This window comes from Bacillus sp. NP157 (assembly GCA_018889975.1).
In the GTDB taxonomy this organism is placed as follows: domain Bacteria; phylum Pseudomonadota; class Gammaproteobacteria; order Xanthomonadales; family Rhodanobacteraceae; genus Luteibacter.
In genome coordinates this window covers 2,150,677-2,172,654 of sequence record CP076546.1, presented here as the reverse complement: position 1 = coordinate 2,172,654, position 21,978 = coordinate 2,150,677, and the positions used below count along the sequence as shown (strand labels likewise).

Below are 21,978 nucleotides of genomic sequence, written 5' to 3'. Positions count from 1 at the left end.
GCGTTGGCTTTTACGACGCGAACCCTTGCCGGCCGGCGCGATCTCCTCGCGCCGGCCGCGCTGTTTCCGGCGCGCTATCCCGCCTTGCTTGCGTCGGCCGTGACCGGCACGGCGCAATCGCGCTTCGACATCCTCTTCGCTGGTGGCGATGCGTCGCTCGCGCTGGATGCGCAGGGCGCGTTGCGCGACGAGAACGGTGAGCCGGTCGACGGCACCTTCCTCGATGCACTGGATCGCGCCTGGGCTGGCCGGCGACGCCAGCGCGTCGACGACGGCCTGCCGTTCCACGGTGGCTGGGTGGTGTACCTCGGCTATGAACTGGCGGCGCAGGTCGAACCGTCACTGAGGCTGCCGGCCTCGCGCGGCGAGGTCCCCGTGGCGTTCGCGTTGCGTGCGCCGGCGGCGGCGATCGTCGACCACGTGGAGGGACGCACCATCCTCGTGGCCGAGGAGGGCGCCACGCACTGGCTGGATACGCTCGAAGCCGACCTCGCCGTGGCCATGCCGGACCTCCCGCTCGCGATCCCCGCCCGCGTGGACGAAGACGCGCCGGAACGATTCCTTGCCGGCGTCCGTCGTATCCACGAACACCTGCGCGCGGGTGACACCTTCCAGGTCAACCTGTCGCGCCGCTGGACGGCCCGTTTCGACGACGCGCCCGCGCCCGCTGCGTTGATGCAGGCCCTGCGTCGCGCGAATCCCGCACCGTTCGCCGGCCTGCTGCAGCATGCGGGCTGGGCCATCGTCAGTTCCTCGCCGGAGCGCCTGGTCGAGTCGCGCGATGGCGTGCTGCAGACCCGGCCGATCGCGGGTACCCGCCCGCGCGTCGCCGGTGACGACGATGCCGCGCGTATCCGCGAACTCGCCACACATCCGAAGGAACGCGCCGAGCACGTGATGCTCATCGATCTCGAGCGCAACGACCTCGGCCGCGTCTGCGTGCCGGGCAGCGTGCGCGTCGACGAGCTGATGGTCGTGGAGAGCTATGCGCACGTGCACCACATCGTTTCGAACGTGCGCGGCCGGGCCCGCGAAGGCGTGACGCCGGGTGAAGTCATCGCGGCGACTTTCCCGGGCGGCACGATTACCGGGTGCCCGAAAGTCCGCTGCATGCAGATCATCGGCGACATCGAGCAGGAGCCGCGCGGCGCCTACACCGGTGCGCTGGGTTACCTCGACGATAGTGGCGACATGGACCTCAACATCCTTATCCGCACGTTGACGGCTGAAGGGCGTGATGTCTCGCTGCGCGCCGGTGCGGGCATCGTGACCGACTCCGTCCCGGACCGGGAGCTGGACGAGACGCGGGCCAAGGCGCGCGGTTTGCTGCGGATCTTCGGCGCGGCATGACGACGCGCTTTTCCGTGGATTTCCGCGACGCTGGCGAGGTGCCAGCCGGCGACCGCGGATTCACCTACGGTGATGGCCTGTTTGAAACGCTGCGCGTTGTCTCCGGCATGGCGCCGCTGTGGCATCGCCATGCGGCCCGCCTGCGCGAAGGGTGCGAACGCCTGCGCCTGCCCGTGCCGCCCATCGATGCGGTGCATGCCGAGGTGTTGCGCCTGTGCGAAGGCCTCGACGACGCGGTGGTGCGGATCACGTTCACGCGTGGCGTCGGCGCACGTGGCTATGCGCTGCCGACCGCGCCGAGCCCCACGCTCGTCGTTTCCGCCTCGCCGCTGGCGCTGGATGCCGACGCCACCACGCATGGCATCGCCGTGCGGCTGTGCGAGCTTCGGCTTGCAACGCAGCCTGCGCTTGCCGGGATCAAGCACCTGAATCGGCTGGAACAGGTGCTGGCGCGTGCGGAATGGAATGACGACGCCTATGCCGAAGGCTTGCTCAGCGACATGGACGGCGACCTCGTGTGCGCGACGGCCGCGAACCTGTTCGCCGTGTTCGATGGCCAGCTGGTGACGCCCCCGCTGGAGCGCTGCGGCGTGGCCGGCGTCGCCAGGGCCGAAATCATGGCGACGCACGGCGTGCAGGTGGCCCGGATGAACCCGGGGCGACTGTGCGAGGCCGACGAGGTCTTCCTCACGTCGGCTGTTCGCGGCATGCTCCCGGTCCGGGCCTTCGCGGCCCGCACGTGGCGACCCGGTCCCGTGACCCGCGCGCTACAGGCGCACTGGTCCGCGCTGGGCCTGCCCTTACCGAACCATCCGAAGGATCGTGATCGATGAAAGTGCGTGGCGTCGCCCCCTGGCGCGCGATCGTGTTGGTGGTTTTGCTGGCCGCCATCGCGGCCGGCGGATGGCTCTGGTTCGACTGGGCGCGCTTTGCGCGCTCACCGCTGGCGGTGTCGTCCACCGGGCAGAGCATCGACGTGGCGCGCGGTTCGTCGTTCAAGGACATCGTCCGCGACCTGCACGATCGCGGCGCGACCCAGGCGCCGTCGTTGTACTGGCGCGCCCTGGCCCTGCAGATGCATGCCTCCGGCCGCCTGCACGCGGGTGAATTCGCATTGCGCCAGGGCATGACGCCGCGCGACCTGATCAACGACATGGCCACGGGCAAGGTCATGCAGCGCAACTTCACCATCGTCGATGGCTGGACCTTCGCCGACCTGCGTCGCGCCCTCGGCGCCGTCGACACGCTCAGGCACGACTCGGCGGACGCGGACGACGCAGCGCTGATGAAGCGCATCGGCGCCGATGGCGAGATGCCCGAGGGGCGTTTCCTGCCGGAGACGTACGCCTATGTGAAAGGCGACACCGACAGCAGCATCCTCAAGCGTGCCTACGCGGCGATGGCGAAGACCCTGGACGCGGCCTGGAGCGGCCGTGCGCAGGACCTGCCGCTGGCTAGTCCCTATGAGGCGCTGATCCTCGCGTCCATCGTCGAGAAGGAAACGGGCAGGGCGGATGAGCGTCCGCGCATCGCCGGGGTGTTCGTCCGCCGCCTGCAGCAGCACATCCTGTTGCAGACCGATCCGACGGTGATCTACGGCATGGGCGCCAGTTACGCCGGCAACATCCACAAGAGCGACCTCACTACCGACACGCCCTACAATACGTATACGCGTGCCGGCTTGCCGCCCACGCCGATCGCCCTCCCGGGGCGCCCGGCGATCGAAGCGGCCCTGCATCCGGCCGAGGGCAAGGAGCTGTACTTCGTCGCCCGCGGCGATGGCAGCCACGTGTTCTCGGCTACCCTCGAAGACCATAACCGGGCCGTGGCCTGCTACCAGTTGAAGCGATGCCAGTGACCCAGCGCGGACGGTTGATCACCCTTGAAGGCGGCGAAGGCGCCGGCAAGAGCACGCTGCTGCGCGGGCTCGAGGCACACCTGCGCGAGCGCGGGGCCGATCTGGTGGTGACCCGTGAGCCCGGCGGCACCGACGTGGGCGAGGCCGTGCGCGGGGTGGTTCTGGATGCCACCAACAACGCGCTGTGCGCCGAAGCCGAACTGCTGCTGATGTTCGCCTCGCGTGCCCAACTGGTGCGCCAGGTGATCGAACCCGCACTGGCCGCCGGCCGCTGGGTCCTGTGCGACCGCTTCACCGACGCCAGCTATGCCTACCAGGGCGGTGGCCGTGGCCAGCCGATAGAGCGGATCGCCGAACTCGAGCGCTGGGCGGCACTCGGCCTCAAGCCGGACCTCACCCTGCTGCTCGACCTGCCGGTGAGCCAGGGCCGCGCCCGCGCCGCTGGCCGTGGCGAGGCCGACCGGATCGAGGTCGAAAGCGACGCCTTCTTCGAGCGCATCCGGGCCGCCTATCGTGAGCGCGCGGCGGCGGAGCCGGCGCGTTTCCGCGTGCTCGATGCGAGCGCGCTGCCGGATGCCGTGCTGGCAGAGGCCGTCGCTGGCCTCGCCGGGCTCTTCGCGGAGCGGGTGTCGTGACGGCGCGGCCCTGGCACGCCGAGGCCTGGGCCCGGCTGCAGGCCCGGCGCGAGCGCGATGCCCTGCCACACGCCCTGCTGCTCGCGGGGCCCGCGGGCCTCGGCAAGCGCGAATTCCTGGCCGACTTCGTCAAGGGGCTGCTCTGCCAGCGCCCCGTCGATGGCATGCCGTGCGGCACCTGCCGCAGCTGCCTGCTGGTGGCGGCGGGCACTCACCCGGACATCGTCGGCATCACGTTCGGCCTGCGCAAGGATGGTGGCACCCGCACCGAAGTCGTCGTCGACCAGATTCGCGACCTGTCGCAGCGGCTGGCCATGTCCAGCCAGTTCGGCGGCTGGCAGGTGGCAACGATCGACCCGGCCGACGCGATGAACGCGGCCGCCGCCAATGCCTTGCTGAAGACGCTGGAAGAGCCCACGCCGTCGACGCTGCTGGTGCTGGTGGCGGATGAACCGGCGCGCTTGCCGGCCACGATCCGCAGCCGCTGCCAGCGCATCGATTTCCTGGTGCCCTCGCACGAGGTGTCGCTGGCCTGGCTGCGCGAGCAGGGCGTGGCCGACGGCCCGGCCGCCCTCGAGGCAGCGGGCGGTAACCCCGGGCTGGCTCGTGACTGGGCGGCCAATGGCACGCTGAAGCAGCGCAGTGAAGTGCGCCACGACCTGAAGGCGCTGGCGGCGGGTCGCGGCGATGCGATGGAAGTGGTCAAGCGCTGGCAGGCGACCGACCCCGCGCGCTACGTCTGGTTCGCCGCACAGGCGGCCACCGATGAACTGCGTGCCCGCGCGTCGGGCAAGCCGGCGCCGCTGGAGAGCCAGCTCGACGACGAGTCGCTGGACGCCTGGTACGGCAAGGCCAACCGGGCACGCGACGCATTGCGTGGCCCGCTGCGCACCGACCTCGTCTTGCTGGAACTGATCGCCGCCTGGCGTTGACGTTGCCTTATCGGCGCATCCGCCCTAATCGGTCCTGACAGCTTTATTCGGAAACGCCGTGCCCCACGCCCCCGTCATCGACGGCACCACCCGGCTCCTCGTGGTCGCGCCGCACCCGGACGACGAATCGCTTGCCGCCGGGATGCTGATCCAGCGCTGCCTCGCGCTCGGCGGCAGCGTGGACGTGCTCCTGCTCACCGACGGCGACGACAATCCGTGGCCACAGCGTTTCATGGAGCGGCGGATCGTCATCGGCGCGCGCGATCGCGCGCGCTGGGGTGCCCGGCGGCGCAGGGAAGTGGCCGCGGCGCTGGCCCGGCTGGGCGTCGGCCCCGAGCGGCTGCACGCACTGGGCTGGCATGACATGCAGGTCACCGACGAGTTGCGCCATCGCCATCCGGCGGCGGTCGGGGCGATCCGCGCCGTGCTGGCCTGCGTGCGGCCCACCCTGGTGGTCATTCCCGACCTGGGCGACAGCCATCCGGACCATGGCGCGGCGCACGTGCTGGCCCGCCTTGCCCTGGCCGCCGAGGGCGCCACGGCCGACGTACTCACTTATATGGTGCACGGCACCGAGGCCAGCGCGCCCGAGGACCTGCTCGTCCCCGACCTTGACCCGGGCCGCCAGGCCACCAAGATAGAGGCGGTCCTCGAGCATGCCACTCAGATGTTCCTCAGCCGCAAGCGTATGCTTGGCGTCGCGGCACGTCCGGAGCGGTTCGACCGGCCGCCGTCGTCCGAGGCTGGCGACATGCTGCGGCTGCCATGGCGGCCCGGTGCCTGTGCCCGCACCCGCCTGCGGGTGCTGTTGGCGGACGGGCAGGGCGCTCGCCACTGGCGCTGGGCCGACGCGCCACTGGAGCGGGAGGGCGACGACTGGCTGCTGGCCCTGCGCCCCGTGCCCGGTCCGTGCTTCGTCAAGCTCACTGCCGACCTCTCCACGCCGTGGATCTACGATCGCTACGGCTGGGTTTGCCAGGATCCCGAGCCCGCCGGGCTTGTGGCGCGCCCGGTGGCCTAGCTAGGATGGCCGTCAACCTAGGGAATCCACCGCCTCCATGAATGCTTCCACCCAGTCGCCGCGCCAGGGCATCCTGTCGCTGAAGATCAAGGACGTGAATTCCCTGTACATCTCGTACATGCCGTTCCTGAAAACCGGCGGCCTGTTTGCGCCGACCGCCCAGCGCTACAACCTTGGCGACGAGGTGGCCTTGCTGGTTACCCTCATCGACGACAACGAGCGGTTGTCGGTGGCGGGCAAGGTGGTCTGGATCACCCCGGTCGGCGCGCAGGGCAACCGCACTGCGGGCGTGGGCATCCAGTTCAACGAGTCCCCGGAAAGCGAAGGCGCCCGCCAGCGCATCGAGGCACTCCTCGCAGGCACCCTCAACTCCGAGCGTCCGACGCAGACGATGTAATTCGGTTAATACGAATTATTCCTATTTGGAATTGCGAGATTCCGCGCTGGTGCCCTGAAAGCTGCCGAATGCACGAGTAAGTGCGTTTTTCGTCTATTAAGACTTGTCGGCATACCTGCACGCACTGGTACAATAGATCGGTTCCCCAACGTGAGATTGTGGATCTCCGGAGTCGTTGGCGCGCCTTGCGCGTCCGCACGGATCGGTCCGTTTGGATCGATTCGAAAAAAGCTCCGGCGCCCCTAGCCGGACCGCTCGTCCCCGCCGACGGTCACTGATGCGCCCAGTGAGGCGCGGAGGTACGCAGCATCGTGCTTGCCCAATATTGGCCCGTCCTGTTGTTCATTGCCGTGGCCGTCGGCCTAGGCCTCGTCCTCATGGTGCTCGGCGTGCTCGCCGGCCCGCGCCGACCCGATGCGGAAAAACTTTCGCCTTACGAGTGCGGCTTCGAGGCATTCGAGGACGCGCGCATGAAATTCGATGTGCGGTATTACCTCATCGCCATCCTCTTCATTATTTTCGACCTCGAAATCGCCTTCCTTTTCCCGTGGGCCGTGGTGTTCGACAAGATCGGCATCGTCGCCCTGGTTGAAATGGCGCTGTTCCTTGCGCTGCTGGTGGTCGGTTTCGCTTACGTGTGGAAGAAGGGAGCGCTCGAATGGGAGTGATGACCACCATCGACCGGGTGATGCACAACCCGGAACCGCTCAACCTCGTTGACGACATCCTGCGCCCGAACGGCGACGCCCCGCTGCCGCAGCGCGGCTTCGGCGTCACCAGCGTCGATGCGCTGATGAACTGGGCGCGCACCGGCTCGATGTGGCCGATGACCTTCGGCCTGGCCTGCTGCGCGGTGGAAATGATGCACGCCGGCGCGGCGCGCCTGGACCTCGACCGCTTCGGCGTCGTGTTCCGTCCCAGCCCGCGCCAGTCCGACGTGATGATCGTGGCCGGCACCCTGGTCAACAAGATGGCCCCGGCCCTGCGCAAGGTCTACGACCAGATGCCGGAGCCGAAGTGGGTCATCTCGATGGGCTCGTGCGCCAATGGCGGCGGCTATTACCACTATTCCTATTCGGTCGTGCGTGGCTGCGATCGCATCGTGCCGGTCGACATCTACGTGCCGGGTTGCCCGCCGACGGCCGAAGCGCTGATCCACGGCATCCTGCAGTTGCAGAAGAAGATCCGCCGCACCCACACGATCGCGCGCTAACAGGGCTTGCACATGAGCGTTAATAACGAGACCTCGCTGGTCGAACGCCTCGCCGCGCGCTTCGGCGACATGCTGTCGGTGAAGGTCGAACGCAATGAAGTCACCGCCGAGGTCGCCCCGCGCGACCTCATCGCCGTGGCCACCGCGCTGCGCGACGAGCCGGCATTCCGCTTCACCGTCTTCATCGACATCTGTGGCGTCGACTACCTGAGCTACGGCAAGGCCGAGTGGGACACCGACACCGCGCAGGGCGAGAGCTTCTCGCGCGGCGTGGAAGGCGACACCGTGGGCCGCTTCACCTGGGCCGAGCGTCCGCGCAACGTCGACATGCCGCGCCGCTTCGCCGCCGTGTACCACCTGCTGTCGCTGGAAAACAACCAGCGCATCCGCCTGCGTGCATTCTGCGAAGACGACAACTTCCCGGTGGTGCCGTCGGTGACGGGCATCTGGCCGGGCGCCGACTGGTTCGAGCGCGAAGCGTTCGACCTCTTCGGCATCATTTTCGATGGCCACCCCGACCTGCGCCGCATCCTCACGGATTACGGTTTCGTCGGCCATCCGTTCCGCAAGGATTTCCCGCTCATCGGCAACGTCGAAGTCCGCTACGACGCCGAGCAGAAGCGCGTTGTCTATGAACCGGTCTCGATCGAGCCGCGCGTGCTTGTCCCGCGCACGATCCGCAACGATGCCGACCTCGATCAGGCCAGGGCGGAAGCCGCTGACCGCTGGCGGGAGAATTAAGCCGTGGAAGAAATCCGCAATTACACGATGAACTTTGGCCCGCAGCATCCCGCTGCGCACGGCGTGCTGCGCCTGGTGCTGGAAATGGACGGCGAGACCATCGTCCGTGCCGATCCGCACATCGGCCTGCTGCACCGTGGCACCGAGAAGCTCGCCGAAGCCAAGCCGTTCAACCAGTCGATCGGCTACATGGATCGCCTGGATTACGTTTCGATGATGTGCAACGAGCACGCCTACGTGCGCGCCATCGAAAACCTCATGGGCATCGAGGCACCTATCCGTGCGCAGTACATCCGCACGATGTTCGATGAGATCACCCGCATCCTGAACCACCTCATGTGGGTGGGTTCGAACGCGCTCGACCTCGGCGCCATGGCGGTGTTCCTGTACGCCTTCCGCGAGCGCGAAGAGCTCATGGACGTGTACGAGGCCGTGTCCGGCGCGCGCATGCACGCCACGTATTACCGTCCGGGTGGCGTGTACCGCGACCTGCCCGAGCAGATGCCGCAGTACCGCGAGTCGCCGTGGCACAAGGGCGGGGACCTTAAGCGCCTGAACCAGTGGCGCGAAGGCTCGATGCTGGACTACCTCACGGAGTTCACCAACGACTTCCCCAAGCGCGTCGACGAATACGAACTGCTGCTGACCAACAACCGTATCTGGAAGCAGCGTACGGTCGGCATCGGCGTGGTCTCCCCCGAGAAGGCCCAGGCCTGGGGCATGACCGGCGCCATGCTGCGTGGTTCGGGCATCGAGTGGGACCTGCGCAAGAAGCAGCCCTACGCGGCCTACGGCGCGATGGATTTCGACATCCCCGTCGGCGTCAACGGCGATTGCTACGACCGTTACCTGGTCCGCGTCGAAGAGATGCGCCAGTCCAACCGCATCATCCGCCAGTGCGTGGATTGGCTGAAGGCCAACCCGGGCCCGGTGATGGTGCAGAACTACAAGGTCGCCCCGCCCAGCCGTGTCGAGATGAAGAACGACATGGAAGCGCTGATCCACCACTTCAAGCTCTTTACCGAGGGCTATGGCGTCCCGGCCGGCGAAACCTACGCCGCCGTGGAAGCACCGAAGGGTGAATTCGGCTGCTACCTCGTGTCCGACGGTGCCAACAAGCCGTTCCGCGTGCACCTGCGCGCGCCGGGCTTCGCGCACCTGTCTTCGATGGACGCGTTCGTACGGGGCCACATGCTTGCCGACGTCGTCGCGATGATCGGCACCTACGATCTCGTCTTCGGCGAAGTCGACCGCTAAGTCGACGGAGTGAACTGAACCATGAAAGCCACCGGTCATTTCGAGCAGGTAAAGGACGTCGATCCGCTCGCCGTGCTCAACGATCACACCCGCGGTCACATCGACCATTGGGTTTCCAAGTTCCCGCCGGATCGCAAGCGCTCGGCGCTGATCCAGTCGCTGATGGCGGCGCAGGAGCAGAACGTCGGTTACCTCACCGATGAACTGATCACCGCGGTCGCCAAGTACCTCGAGCTTCCGGCCATCTGGGCCTACGAAGTGGCGAGCTTCTATTCGATGTTCGAGACCACGCCGGTCGGCCGCAACAACGTGGCGATCTGCACCAATATCTCGTGCTGGCTCAACGGCGCCGAAGGCCTCGTGCGCCATTGCGAAAAGAAGCTGGGCATCAAGACGGGCGAAAGCACCGCCGACGGGCGCATCTACCTCAAGCAGGAAGAGGAATGCCTGGCCGCGTGTGCTGGCGCACCGATGATGGTGGTCAATGGTCATTACCACGAGAAGCTGACGGCCGAATCGGTCGACGCGATCCTCGACGGTCTGAAGTGAGGTAAGGGCAATGGCTAGCACCACCGGTCCGGTCGGACCCGCACCCCAGGAACACCAGGTCGTCTACACGACCCTGCATTTTGAAAAGCCGTGGTCCCTCGAGAGTTACGAGAAGGTCGACGGCTGGAAGGCGTGGCGCAAGATCCTGGCGGAAAAGCCGGATCCGGCCGCGCTGATCGAAGAGATCAAGAAGAGCTCGCTGCGTGGCCGCGGCGGCGCCGGCTTCCCCACCGGCCTGAAGTGGTCCTTCATGCCGCGCAATGCGCCGGGCCAGAAGTACATCCTGTGCAACTCGGACGAATCCGAGCCGGGCACCTGCAAGGACCGCGACATCCTGCGTTTCAACCCGCATTCGGTCCTCGAAGGCCTGGCCATCGCGTGCTACTGCACGGGCTCGACCGTCGCCTATAACTACCTGCGCGGCGAGTTCCACCACGAGCCGTTCGAGCACATCGAGGAAGCGCTCAAGGAAGCGTACGCCGCGGGCCTGCTCGGCAAGGACATCGACGGCACCGGCATCGACGTCGACATCTACAACGCCCTCGGCGCCGGCGCGTACATCTGCGGCGAAGAAACCGCGCTGATGGAATCGCTCGAAGGCAAGAAGGGCCAGCCGCGCTTCAAGCCGCCGTTCCCGGCGGGCTTTGGCCTCTACGGTCGCCCGACCACGATCAACAACACCGAGACCTACGCCTCGGTGCCGGCGATCCTGCGCAACGGCGCGGAGTGGTTCCTCAACATCGGCAAGCCGAACAACGGTGGCCCGAAGATCTTCTCGGTGTCGGGCCACGTCGCCAACCCGGGTAACTTCGAGATCCGCCTCGGCACGCCGTTCTCCGAACTGCTGCAGATGGCCGGCGGTATCCGCGGCGGCAAGAAGCTCAAGGCCTGCATCCCTGGCGGCTCCTCGATGAAGGTTCTGCCGGCCGAGAAGATCATGGAATGCACCATGGACTACGACTCGCTGCAGAAGGCGGGTTCGGGCCTGGGCTCCGGCGCCGTGATCGTGATGGACGAAACCACCTGCATGGTTCGCGCCTGCCACCGCATCTCGCGCTTCTACATGGCGGAGTCGTGCGGCCAGTGCACCCCGTGCCGCGAAGGCACCGGCTGGATGCACCGCGTGCTGTCGCGCATCGTGGAAGGCAAGGGCACGCAGGATGACCTGCACCGCCTGAAGGCCGTCGCGGGCCAGATCGAAGGCCACACCATCTGCGCGTTCGGCGAAGCCGCGGCGTGGCCGGTGCAGGGCTTCCTGTTCCACTTCTGGCACGAATTCGAATACTACGTGCAGCACGGCCGTTCCATCGTGGACGGCCCGGCTGGCACGGCCACCACTGGAGTCGCTGCATGAGTGCGCAGCCCGTAGCCAATGCCGCGCCGGATCTCGTCAATATCGAGATCGATGGCGTTCCGGTGCAGGTAGCCAAGGGGTCGATGATCATCCAGGCGGCGGATGCCGTCGGGATTCCCATCCCGCGCTTCTGCTATCACCGCAAGCTCCCGATCGCCGCCAACTGCCGCATGTGCCTGGTGGAGATCGAGAAGATGCCGAAGCCGGCACCGGCCTGCGCCACGCCGGTGGGCGAGGGCATGAAGGTGTTCACGCGTTCGGACAAGGCACTCAAGTCACAGCGCAACGTGATGGAGTTCCTGCTGATCAACCATCCGCTCGACTGCCCGATCTGCGACCAGGGCGGCGAATGCGAACTGCAGGACGTCTCGCTCGGCTACGGCCGTTCGGTGTCCCGCTACGAAGAGCGCAAGCGCACGGTTGCCGACGAAAACCTCGGCCCGCTGATCGCCACCGAGATGACCCGCTGCATCCAGTGCACGCGCTGCGTCCGCTTCACCAGCGAGATCGCCGGTACGTACGAACTGGGTGGCATGAGCCGCGGTGAAAACCTCGAGATCGGCACCTACATCGGCAAGACGATCGAGAGCGAACTGTCGGGCAACATCATCGACGTCTGCCCGGTCGGCGCGCTGACCAACAAGCCGTTCCAGTTCCAGGCCCGCGCCTGGGAACTGGTCGCCCGTCCGTCGGTGGCTTACCACGACGCGCTGGGTTCGAACCTGTGGCTGCACACCCGCCGCGGCGAAGTGCTGCGCACGGTGCCGCGCGACAACGAAGCGATCAACGAATGCTGGCTGTCGGACCGTGACCGCTACAGCCACCAGGGCCTGTACGCGGCGGATCGCGTCAAGGCACCGATGGTCAAGCGCAACGGCCAGTGGGCCACGACCACGTGGGACGACGCGCTCGCCGTCGCCAGCGAAGCGCTGAAGAGCGTCGCCGGTTCCGACCTTGGCGTGCTCGTGCATCCGGCGACGACGAACGAGGAGGGCGAGCTGCTCGTCCGCCTCGCCCGCGGCCTGGGTAGCGCCCACGTCGACCATCGCCTGCGCCAGCTCGATTTCGCCGACAACGCGTTCGCCCAGCCGTTTGCCTCCCCGGTGGCCTCGCTGGACAAGGTGAAGTCGGCGCTGATCGTCGGCTCCGACCTGCGCAACGAAGTGCCGTTGCTCAACCACCGCATCCGCCAGGCCGCCAAGAAGGGCGCCATGGTGTTCGCGGTGAACCCGGCACACTTCAACTTCAACTACGCCCTGGCTGGTGAAGCCGTGGCCGCGCCGCACGAGCTCGTCGGCGAGCTGCTGCAGTTCGCCAAGGTGGCGGCCGAGAACGGTGCGACCGTGCCTGAGTCGATCGCCAGCGTGGTAAACGCCACGACGACGACCGACGAGCATCGCGCCGCCTACAACGCGTTCGCCGTTGAAGGCGCCGTGGTGATCTTCGGCCACGCCGCTGCGAACCATCCAGAAGCTTCGTGGCTGCGTGCCATCGCGCGCTTCATCGCGCAGGCTGCCGGTGCGGCGTTCAACGAACTGCCGGGCGGTGCCAATGCCATCGGCCTGTCCAGCGTCGGCGTGCTGCCGACCGCGGGTGGCCTCGATGCACGCGCCATGCTGGCGCAGCCGCGCAAGGGCTACGTGCTCTACAACGTGGAGCCGCCGCATGACTTCGCCGACGGTGCACTGGCCCAGCATGCCATGCACTCGGCGCAGACCGTGGTCGCGTTCGCTTCCTATGCCTCCGATGCCCTGAAGGATTCGGCCGACGTGATCCTGCCGATCGCGCTCGCACCGGAACTGGACGGCACCCTGGTCAACGCCGAAGGCACGAAGCAGGCGCTGGTCGCCGGCGCGAAGGCCCCGGGCGACGCTCGCCAGGGCTGGAAGGTGCTGCGCGCGCTGGGCGGCATGCTCAAGGCTTCGGGCTTCGAGTTCGACGACCTCGCCGGCCTGCGCGACGGCATGCAGGAGCGTGCGTCGGAGCGTCGTCCGCAGCTGGCCCAGCGTGTCGAAGGCACCGGCTTCTCGCGCATCGCCACGGTGCCGATCTATCGCGGCGACGCGGTGCTGCGCCGCGCCGGTGCGTTGAATGCCCACCCGCTGAACCGTCCGGCCGCCGTGCGCATCAACGCGGACGAAGCCGGCAAGCTCGGCGTGGCCGATGGCGGCAAGGTCCGCGTCGGTGACAGCGTGCTTCCGCTGGTGATCGATGGCTCGGTGCCGAATGGCGCCGCGTGGATCGACGCCGCGCTTTCCGAAACCGCGATGCTGCCGCCTTACGGCGCAGCCATCACCCTGAGCAAGGCGTAACCCATGGCCGATCAACTTTTCGACCACCTCTTGCTGCCGGTGCTCTACATCCTGGCGATCGTGCTGCCGCTGGTGATCGGCGTCGCGCTCTACGTCTGGTGGGAGCGCAAGGTACTGGGCTGGATGCACGTGCGCATGGGGCCGAACAAGGTCGGCCCCGCCGGCCTGTTGCAGGCCTTCGCCGACGTGGTGAAGCTGCTGCTCAAGGAAGTGGTGCTGCCGACCAACGCGAACAGGTTCCTGTACTTCCTTGCGCCGATGCTGGCCCTGGTACCGGCACTGTGCGCGTGGGCGGTGCTGCCCTTCAGCCCGGGCGTGGTGCTCGCCAACGTCAATGCCGGCGTGCTCTACCTGCTGGCGATGACCTCGATGGGCGTGTACGGCATCATCCTCGCCGGCTGGGCCTCCAACTCGCGTTACGCGATGCTCGGCGCCATGCGCGCCGCGGCGCAGGTCATCTCGTACGAACTGGCGATGGGCATGTCCATCGTCTGCGTGCTGGTGCTGACCGGTAGCCTGAACCTCACCGCGATCGTCGATGCCCAGGCGGGCGGCGCGCTGAACTGGTTCTGGATCCCGCTGCTGCCGGTGTTCGTCATCTACTTCGTGTCTGGCGTGGCCGAAACCAACCGCGCGCCGTTCGACGTCGCGGAAGGTGAATCGGAAATCGTCGCCGGCTTCCACGTGGAATATTCCGGCTCGCCGTTCGCGCTGTTCTTCCTGGCCGAATACGCGAACATGATCCTGGTGAGCTTCCTCACCTCGGTCCTGTTCCTCGGTGGCTGGCTGTCGCCGTTCCCCGAGTCGTGGGGCGTCATCGGCCACGGTGGCTTCCACTGGCTGTTCATCAAGGCCTTCATCTTCGCCTTCCTGTTCCTGTGGTTCCGCGCCAGCTTCCCGCGTTATCGCTACGACCAGATCATGCGCCTCGGCTGGAAGGTCTTCATCCCCATCACCATCGTCTGGGTCCTCGTCGCCGGCTGCATGAAGTATTTCGGCTGGGTCCACATTGGCACGGGAGCCTAAAGAACCATGTCCCGCGTAACCCACTACTTCAAGAGCCTCCTGCTCCTCGAGCTGTTCAAGGGCATGGGCCTGACCATGCGCTACATGTTCAGCCCGAAATACACGATGCGCTATCCGTTCGAGCACATCCCCAAGTCGAACCGCTTCCGCGGCCTGCACGCCCTGCGCCGTTACGCCAACGGTGAAGAGCGCTGCATCGCCTGCAAGCTGTGCGAGGCGGTGTGCCCGGCGCTGGCGATCACCATCGACTCGGCGCCGCGCGCCGAAGATGGCCAGCGCCGCACCACGCGTTACGACATCGACCTGTTCAAGTGCATCTTCTGCGGCTTCTGCGAAGAGAGCTGCCCGGTGGATTCGATCGTCGAAACGCACGTGCACGAGTACCACTTCGAACACCGTGGCGAGAACGTGGTGACCAAGGGCCAGCTGCTGGCCATTGGCGACCGCTTCGAGCAGGACATCGCCGCCGCCCGCGCGCAGGACGCGGCGTACCGCTAAGGGCCCCGGACACATCGATGAATAACGACCTGCTCCAACTCATCTGTTTCTACCTCTTCGGAGGCATTGCCGTCATCGCCGGCCTGATGGTCATCAGCGTGCGCAACTCGGTGCATGCCGTGCTGTCGCTGGTGCTGACCTTCTTCAGCATGGCCTGCGTCTGGCTGCTGGCCGAAGCGGAGTTCCTGGCCATCGCCCTTGTCGTCGTCTACGTCGGCGCGGTGATGGTGCTGTTCCTGTTCGTGGTCATGATGCTCGACATCAAGCAGGAGGTCGTCCGCGAGGGCTTCATCCGCTACCTGCCGGTGGGCATCATCGTTGCACTGGTCATGCTGGTCGAAATGCTGGCGATGATCGGCGTGAAGGCCATGCACGGCCACGTCCTCGGTCCGAACCCGGCCGGCACCTCGAACGTCGCGTGGCTGGGCCAGGCCCTGTACACCGACTTCCTGCTGCCGTTCGAAATCGCCGCCCTGATCCTCACCGTGGGTGTCGTGGCCGCCGTGGCCCTGACCCTTCGCGAGCGCCTCGGCGTGCGCCACCAGTCGGCCTCGCAGCAGGTTGCCGTGCAGGCGACCGAGCGCGTCCGCGTGGTGAAGATGGCTCCGACCCAGATGGCTTCGGTGGTCCCCCCGCCGGCGCCCCCGGCTGCCGATCCGACGCAGGAGAACGCCAAGTGATCACGCTTTCCCATTACATCGTCCTCGGCGCGATCCTGTTCTGCATCGCTGTCGCCGGCCTGTTCATCAACCGCAAGAACGTGATCGTGCTGCTCATGGCGATCGAGCTGATGCTCCTGGCGGTGAATACCAACTTCGTGGCCTTCTCGCGCTTCTTCGGCGACGTGTCGGGCCAGGTGTTCGTGTTCTTCATCCTCACCGTGGCCGCGGCGGAATCCGCCATCGGCCTGGCGATCCTGGTCCTGCTGTTCCGTAATCGCAGCACGATCAATGTCGCCGAAATCGACAGCATGAAGGGTTGATCCGATGAGTCTCTCGCTTTCAATCCTGCTGACGATCGCCCTGGCCCCGCTGGCCGGTGCGATCCTGGCCGGCCTCTTCGGCAAGCTGATCGGCCGGGCAGGGGCGCACAGCGCCACCATCCTGGGCGTGGCGATCGCCTGCGGCCTGTCGTTCTACGTGCTCTACCAGCTGGTCTGGGGTGGCGCGGACAACTTCAACCAGGATGTTTACACCTGGTTCGAGATTGGCCGCTTCCACGCCTCGGTCGGCTTCATGGTCGACCGCCTCACCGCCATGATGATGGTGGTGGTCACCTTCGTGTCGCTGCTGGTGCATCTCTACACCATCGGCTACATGGCGGAAGACCCGGGCTACCAGCGCTTCTTCAGCTACATCTCCCTGTTCACCTTCTCGATGTTGATGCTCGTGATGAGCAACAACTTCATGCAGCTGTTCTTCGGCTGGGAAGCGGTGGGCCTGGTGTCGTACCTGCTGATCGGCTTCTGGTACAAGCGGCCGACCGCGATCTTCGCCAACCTCAAGGCCTTCCTGGTCAACCGCGTGGGTGACTTCGGTTTCCTGCTCGGTATCTCGGCGGTGCTGTTCTTCCTGCACACGCTGGACTACCAGACCGCCTTCGACCACGCCCCCGAGCTGGTCGGCCAGGTGCTCAACATCACCAAGGACCATTCGTGGGACGCGGCCACCGTGATCGGCATCTGCCTGTTCATCGGTGCGATGGGCAAGTCCGCCCAGGTGCCGCTGCACGTGTGGCTGCCGGATTCGATGGAAGGCCCGACCCCCATCTCGGCGCTGATCCACGCGGCCACGATGGTCACCGCGGGCATCTTCATGGTGGCGCGCATGTCGCCGCTGTTCGAACTATCCGAGACCGCGCTGTCGTTCATCCTGGTGATCGGCTCGACCACCGCGTTCTTCACCGGCCTGATCGGCATCGTGCAGAACGACATCAAGCGCGTCATCGCGTACTCCACGCTGTCGCAGCTGGGTTACATGACCGTCGCGCTCGGCGTGTCCGCCTATAGCGGCGCGGTGTTCCACCTGATGACCCACGCGTTCTTCAAGGCGCTGCTGTTCCTCGGCGCCGGCTCGGTCATCATGGGCATGCACCACGAGCAGGACATGCGCTACATGGGTGGCCTGCGCAAGTACATGCCGGTCACCTGGATCACGATGTGGATCGGTTCGCTGGCCCTGGCCGGTACGCCGTTCTTCTCGGGCTTCTACTCGAAGGACGCGATCATCGAGGCCGTCGGCGAGTCGCATCGCTGGGGCGCCAGCTACGCGTACTTCTGCGTGCTTGGCGGCGTGTTCGTCACCTCGTTCTACAGCTTCCGCCTCCTGTACATGACCTTCCATGGCAAGGAGCGCTTCACGGTGCAGCACAAGGCACACGGCCACCATGGCCATGACGCCCACGCCGACCACCATGACGACGCCCACCACGATGACGACCATGGCCATGGCACGCCGGGCGTGCTCGAGCATGCACCGCACGAGTCGCCGTGGGTGGTGACGGTGCCGCTGGTCTTGCTGGCGATCCCGTCCATCCTGATCGGTTTCTTCGCGGTCAAGCCGATGCTGTACGACGGCTGGTTCGGCAAGGCCATCCAGGTCAAGGAAGAGAACAACGTGCTCGGCGAGCTCGCGCACGAGTTCCACGGTGCTGTGGCCGCCGGCCTGCATGGCTTCATCGCTTGGCCGTTCCTGATCGCGCTGGCCGGCTTCATCTCGGCCACGTACATCTACCTGTTCAACCCGGCCGTCGCCGACAAGGCGAAGAGCGCGTTCAAGCCCATCTTCAACCTGCTCGACCATAAGTACTGGATCGACGAACTGTACTTCGCGGTGTTCGCGAAGGGCGGCGTGAAGCTCGGCGAAGGCCTGTCGAAGGTGGGTGACCAGACCATCATCGACGGCGCCATCGTCAACGGCTCGGCTGGCCTCGTGCAGCGCATCGCGGGTGGTGCACGCCGCCTGCAGTCCGGATTCCTCTTCCATTACGCGTTCGCCATGATCCTCGGCCTAATCCTGCTCCTGGGCGGGTACTGGCTGATCGGGCAATAAGGGAAACGAGCTATATGTCGAATCACTTGCTCAGCCTGCTGATCTGGCTTCCGATCGTCGGCGCCATCCCGGTGCTGCTCGCCGGAGCCGGTCGCCCAGGCCTCGCCCGCTGGATCTCGCTGCTGGTCGCGGTTGCCACCTTCGCCGCCAGCCTTGCCCTCCTGCCTGCCTACGACGCCGCCACGGGTACGCTCCAGCTGGGTGAATCCTTCAGCTGGATTCCCTCGCTAGGCATCAACTACTCGCTCGCGGTCGACGGCATCTCCGTTGCCCTGATCGTGCTCACGACCTTCGTCCAGATCCTGGTGATCGTGGGTGCGTGGGAAGTGGTGCAGAACAAGCCGCACCAGTACATGGCCGCCATGCTCGTCCTCGAGGGCTGCATGATCGGCGTGTTCTGCGCGACGGACGCGTTGCTGTTCTACGTGTTCTTCGAAGCGATGCTGATCCCGATGTTCGTCCTGATCGGTATCTGGGGCGGCCCGCGCCGCGTCTACGCCACGCTGAAGTTCTTCATCTACACGTTCTTCGGCTCGATCTTCATGTTGATCGGCCTGATCTACCTGTACCACAAGACCGGCGGCAGCTTTGCCCTGGCCGACATGGCCAAGGTGCAGCTCAGCATGACCGAGCAGAGCTGGCTGTTCTTCGCCTTCCTGCTGGGCTTTGCGATCAAGGTGCCGATGGTGCCGGTGCACACCTGGCTGCCGGACGCCCACGTGGAAGCACCCACCGGTGGTTCGGTGGTGCTGGCGGCGGTGATGCTGAAGATCGGTGGCTACGGCTTCCTGCGCTTCACGCTGCCGATCGTGCCCGATGCGTCGGAACACTTCGCGTGGCTGATCATCGTGCTGTCGCTGGTGGCGGTCTGCTACATCGGCTACGTGGCCCTGGTCCAGGGCGATATGAAGAAGCTGGTGGCGTACTCGTCCATCGCGCACATGGGTTTCGTCACCCTGGGCATCTTCATCGCCTTCATGCTGGTGCGCGAGCAGAACAACCCTGACGCGGCCCGGCTGGGCATGCAGGGCGCGATGGTGCAGATGATCTCGCACGGCTTCATCTCCGGCGCGATGTTCAGCTGCATCGGCGTGCTCTACGACCGCCTGCACTCGCGCCAGATCAAGGACTACGGCGGCGTCATCAATGTCATGCCGATCTTCGCGCCGTTCTACGTGCTGTTCGCGATGGCCAATAGCGGCCTGCCGGGTACCAGCGGTTTCGTCGGCGAATTCATGGTCATCCTGGCCGCGTTCAGCGCGAACCCGTGGATTGCCCTGTTCGCCGCCTTCACCCTGATCATCGGCGCGGCCTACACCTTGTGGATGGTCAAGCGCGTGCTGTGGGGTGACATCACCAACCCGCACGTGAAGGAACTGACCGACGTCAACGGCCGCGAAATCTTCATGCTTTCCGCGTTCGCCGCCGGCGTGCTGCTGTTCGGCATCTGGCCGGAGCCGCTGGTCCACCTCATGGATGCGTCGGTGGCTCGCCTGGTCGAGCAGCTGGCCATCACGAAAGTCTGAGCGGGAAATAGTCCATGCCTGGTATCACTGACATCATTATCCTGCTCCCCGAGGCTTACCTCACGGTAGCGGCCTGCATCCTGCTCCTGCTGGATGCGTGCCTGAAGCCGGGCCAGAAGGGCGCCGTCCACTGGCTTTCGATCGTGGTCCTGCTCGTCGGCGCCTGGCTGGTCGTGAGCGGCCAGCCGGAGAACAGCGTGACCGCCTTCGGCGGCATGTTCGTCCGCGACGGCGTCGCGGAAGTGCTGAAGGTCTTCTCGCTGCTGATCACCGCGGTGATCTTCGTCTACGCGCGTCCTTACCTTAAGGAGCGGGCGATTCCGTTCGGCGAGTTCTACACGCTGACCATCTTCGCCACCGTCGGCATCATGTTCCTGGTCTCGGCCGGCAGCCTGGTCACCGTGTACCTCGGCCTGGAACTGCTGACGCTGTCGTCGTATGCGCTGGTCGCGTTGAACCGCGATTCGCGCCTGTCGTCCGAAGCGGCGATCAAGTACTTCGTGCTGGGTGCATTGGCCTCGGGCATGCTGCTGTACGGCATGTCGATGGTGTATGGCGCGACGCATACGCTTGACCTGCACGCGATCCACGCGGCCATCGTCGGTACGGAGTGGCACACGCTGCTGCTGTTCGGCCTGGTCTTCATGATCGTCGGCATCGGCTTCAAGCTGGGTGCCGCGCCGTTCCATATGTGGATCCCGGACGTGTATCAGGGTTCGCCGACGGCGGTGACGATCTTCGTCGGTTCGGCGCAGAAGCTGGCCGCGTTCGGCATGGCCTATCGCCTGCTGTCGACCGGCATGGGCGACATCGCCGGTGGCGCCACGGGCCTCGCGGCCCAGTGGCAGCTGATGCTGGCGGTGCTGGCCGTGCTTTCGCTGGCTATCGGTAACCTCGTCGCCATCGTGCAGACCAACTTCAAGCGCCTGCTGGCCTATTCGACCATCTCGCACATGGGTTACCTGCTGCTCGGCCTCGTCAACGCGGGTCCGGAAGGCTACTCGGCCTCCATGTTCTATGCCGTCAGCTATGCGCTCACCAGCGCCGCCGCGTTCGGCATGATCCTGGTGCTGTCGCGCGCCGGCTTCGAGTGCGAAGAGATCGACGACCTGAAGGGCCTGAACCAGCGTTCGCCGTGGTTCGCCTTCATGATGCTGCTGGTGATGTTCTCGCTGGCTGGCGTGCCGCCGCTGTTCGGCTTCTTCGGCAAGCTGCTGGTGCTGAAGGCTGCGATGGATGCAGGCTTCCTCTGGCTGTCGCTGGCCGGCGCCGTGTTCGCCATCATCGGTCTCTACTACTACCTGCGCGTGGTCAAGGTGATGTACTTCGATGCCCCGAACGAGGGCACCGACGTGCGCCCGACGCCGGACGTCGCATCGCGCTGGCTGCTGTCGATCAACGCCATCGCGTTGCTCGTGCTCGGCTTCACCTGGGCACCGCTCTTCGCATGGTGCCAGCGCGCCTTCGGCGCCTGACACGAAAAGGCCCGGCTAACCCCGGGCCTTTTTCCTTGCGTCTTCCACGCCCAAACTTTTTCACAAACATGTAAGAAAAGGGCTTGCAAGAATCCCGCCACCTCCCTATACTTTCTTTCTCCTGATGCGGGGTGGAGCAGTCTGGCAGCTCGTCGGGCTCATAACCCGAAGGTCGTAGGTTCGAATCCTACCCCCGCTACCAGTTTCAAAAGAAAAGGCGCTGACCCCGGTCAGCGCCTTTTTTGTTGCCCGCATTTGCCGCTCGACACGCACTCTAATGTAGGAGCGCGCCTGCGCGCGAAGCCCTCCTGTAGTCGAGTGCCGACAGAGCAAATCGTCGAGAGACGACATGCCGGCGCACTCCGCGGCCATTGTCGGTACCTGCCCATGCGCCTAACGTTTCCTGCGTAGCGCATTGGCGCAATCGAGCGCCTGCAGTCACATCCACCTGAGCCCGAGGAGACGAGCCGCATGAAAAACATGGGTCGCCAGCGCGTGCGAAGCCGCACGTCAGGAGACGGCTTCGGCACCCACGGCCGTGACTTCGGCGTGGGTGGTGACATGGGCCTGAACATGCTCGTCGAGGTTTATCGGGCCATGCCGCGCATGCAGACGCAACTGGAGCATATCCAGCACGTCACCGATGCCACCAGGAAGAAGGTCGACAAGCTCACCAGCTGGAAAAACCGGATGCTGGGAGGGGCTGCGGTGCTGGCGATCGTCCTTGCCAGTGCGAAGTTTTTCTCCGATTACGTCCATGTGAGCTTCGCCACGGACCCATCCG

At 65.8% G+C, this 21,978-nt stretch carries 22 protein-coding genes and 1 tRNA gene; 22 read left to right on the top strand and 1 reads right to left on the bottom strand.

Features of this window, described 5'->3' with window-relative positions; translation table 11 throughout:
• The first annotated feature begins 3 nt into the window (after positions 1 to 3).
• The 22 genes from KPL74_09845 (at position 4) to KPL74_09740 (ending at position 21,396) form a co-directional block, all read left to right on the top strand.
• Entirely contained in the window at positions 4 to 1,350 is a 1,347-nt protein-coding gene (locus KPL74_09845; protein ID QWT22294.1) for an aminodeoxychorismate synthase component I, read from the top strand.
• Positions 1,347 to 2,183 carry an aminodeoxychorismate lyase gene (pabC, locus tag KPL74_09840; GenBank protein QWT22293.1) on the top strand — a complete coding sequence of 279 codons (837 nt, stop codon included), beginning with the start codon at positions 1,347 to 1,349 and terminating at the stop codon, positions 2,181 to 2,183. The genes KPL74_09845 and pabC overlap by 4 nt, the downstream gene beginning before the upstream one ends.
• Positions 2,180 to 3,208 carry an endolytic transglycosylase MltG gene (mltG, locus tag KPL74_09835; GenBank protein ID QWT22292.1) on the top strand — a complete coding sequence of 343 codons (1,029 nt, stop codon included), beginning with the start codon at positions 2,180 to 2,182 and terminating at the stop codon, positions 3,206 to 3,208. Before pabC ends, mltG begins: the two co-directional genes overlap by 4 nt.
• The gene (gene tmk / locus KPL74_09830; GenBank protein QWT22291.1) at positions 3,199 to 3,843 is read left to right on the top strand and encodes a dTMP kinase; all 645 of its coding nucleotides are present in this window, start codon (positions 3,199 to 3,201) and stop codon (positions 3,841 to 3,843) included. Before mltG ends, tmk begins: the two co-directional genes overlap by 10 nt.
• Complete coding sequence (gene holB, locus KPL74_09825; protein ID QWT22290.1) at positions 3,840 to 4,775, top strand: DNA polymerase III subunit delta'; 936 nt, start codon at positions 3,840 to 3,842, stop codon at positions 4,773 to 4,775. Before tmk ends, holB begins: the two co-directional genes overlap by 4 nt.
• Positions 4,776 to 4,833: 58 nt before the next feature.
• The gene (locus tag KPL74_09820) at positions 4,834 to 5,796 is read left to right on the top strand and encodes a PIG-L family deacetylase (GenBank protein QWT22289.1); all 963 of its coding nucleotides are present in this window, start codon (positions 4,834 to 4,836) and stop codon (positions 5,794 to 5,796) included.
• A 37-nt stretch (positions 5,797 to 5,833) separates the two neighbouring features.
• Positions 5,834 to 6,193: a PilZ domain-containing protein gene (locus KPL74_09815; GenBank protein QWT22288.1), complete on the top strand. Its 360-nt coding sequence runs from the start codon at positions 5,834 to 5,836 to the stop codon at positions 6,191 to 6,193.
• Between the two features lie 377 nt (positions 6,194 to 6,570).
• Positions 6,571 to 6,861, top strand: a complete 291-nt coding sequence (gene ndhC, locus KPL74_09810; protein ID QWT22600.1) for an NADH-quinone oxidoreductase subunit A — start codon at positions 6,571 to 6,573, stop codon at positions 6,859 to 6,861.
• A 20-nt stretch (positions 6,862 to 6,881) separates the two neighbouring features.
• Entirely contained in the window at positions 6,882 to 7,406 is a 525-nt protein-coding gene (locus KPL74_09805; protein QWT22599.1) for an NADH-quinone oxidoreductase subunit B, read from the top strand.
• Between the two features lie 12 nt (positions 7,407 to 7,418).
• A complete protein-coding gene (locus KPL74_09800) occupies positions 7,419 to 8,147 on the top strand; it encodes an NADH-quinone oxidoreductase subunit C (protein QWT22287.1) in 729 nt (242 codons plus the stop codon).
• Positions 8,148 to 8,150: 3 nt separating this feature from the next.
• The gene (locus KPL74_09795; protein ID QWT22286.1) at positions 8,151 to 9,404 is read left to right on the top strand and encodes an NADH-quinone oxidoreductase subunit D; all 1,254 of its coding nucleotides are present in this window, start codon (positions 8,151 to 8,153) and stop codon (positions 9,402 to 9,404) included.
• Between the two features lie 21 nt (positions 9,405 to 9,425).
• Positions 9,426 to 9,953 (top strand): NADH-quinone oxidoreductase subunit NuoE, encoded by a 528-nt coding sequence (nuoE, locus tag KPL74_09790; protein ID QWT22285.1) that lies wholly within the window; start codon positions 9,426 to 9,428, stop codon positions 9,951 to 9,953.
• A 10-nt stretch (positions 9,954 to 9,963) separates the two neighbouring features.
• Positions 9,964 to 11,307, top strand: coding sequence for an NADH-quinone oxidoreductase subunit NuoF (gene nuoF / locus KPL74_09785; GenBank protein QWT22284.1), 1,344 nt, complete (start codon positions 9,964 to 9,966; stop codon positions 11,305 to 11,307).
• On the top strand, positions 11,304 to 13,619 hold the full coding sequence (nuoG, locus tag KPL74_09780) for an NADH-quinone oxidoreductase subunit NuoG (GenBank protein ID QWT22283.1): 2,316 nt from the start codon (positions 11,304 to 11,306) through the stop codon (positions 13,617 to 13,619). Before nuoF ends, nuoG begins: the two co-directional genes overlap by 4 nt.
• 3 nt (positions 13,620 to 13,622) lie before the next feature.
• Positions 13,623 to 14,645, top strand: coding sequence for an NADH-quinone oxidoreductase subunit NuoH (gene nuoH / locus KPL74_09775; protein ID QWT22282.1), 1,023 nt, complete (start codon positions 13,623 to 13,625; stop codon positions 14,643 to 14,645).
• Positions 14,646 to 14,651: 6 nt separating this feature from the next.
• Positions 14,652 to 15,143, top strand: a complete 492-nt coding sequence (nuoI, locus tag KPL74_09770) for an NADH-quinone oxidoreductase subunit NuoI (GenBank protein QWT22281.1) — start codon at positions 14,652 to 14,654, stop codon at positions 15,141 to 15,143.
• 17 nt (positions 15,144 to 15,160) lie between these two features.
• The gene (locus tag KPL74_09765) at positions 15,161 to 15,823 is read left to right on the top strand and encodes an NADH-quinone oxidoreductase subunit J (protein QWT22280.1); all 663 of its coding nucleotides are present in this window, start codon (positions 15,161 to 15,163) and stop codon (positions 15,821 to 15,823) included.
• Entirely contained in the window at positions 15,820 to 16,125 is a 306-nt protein-coding gene (nuoK, locus tag KPL74_09760) for an NADH-quinone oxidoreductase subunit NuoK (protein QWT22279.1), read from the top strand. The genes KPL74_09765 and nuoK overlap by 4 nt, the downstream gene beginning before the upstream one ends.
• Before the next feature lie 22 nt (positions 16,126 to 16,147).
• Positions 16,148 to 18,193, top strand: a complete 2,046-nt coding sequence (gene nuoL, locus KPL74_09755; protein QWT22598.1) for an NADH-quinone oxidoreductase subunit L — start codon at positions 16,148 to 16,150, stop codon at positions 18,191 to 18,193.
• A 14-nt stretch (positions 18,194 to 18,207) separates the two neighbouring features.
• Positions 18,208 to 19,719 (top strand): NADH-quinone oxidoreductase subunit M, encoded by a 1,512-nt coding sequence (locus tag KPL74_09750; protein ID QWT22278.1) that lies wholly within the window; start codon positions 18,208 to 18,210, stop codon positions 19,717 to 19,719.
• 14 nt (positions 19,720 to 19,733) lie between these two features.
• Positions 19,734 to 21,194 (top strand): NADH-quinone oxidoreductase subunit NuoN, encoded by a 1,461-nt coding sequence (gene nuoN / locus KPL74_09745; GenBank protein ID QWT22277.1) that lies wholly within the window; start codon positions 19,734 to 19,736, stop codon positions 21,192 to 21,194.
• Positions 21,195 to 21,319: 125 nt separating this feature from the next.
• Positions 21,320 to 21,396, top strand: a tRNA-Met gene (locus KPL74_09740).
• 308 nt (positions 21,397 to 21,704) lie between these two features.
• Here KPL74_09740 and KPL74_09735 read toward each other — a convergent pair.
• Complete coding sequence (locus KPL74_09735) at positions 21,705 to 21,953, bottom strand: hypothetical protein (GenBank protein ID QWT22276.1); 249 nt, start codon at positions 21,951 to 21,953, stop codon at positions 21,705 to 21,707.
• Positions 21,954 to 21,978 lie beyond the last annotated feature (25 nt).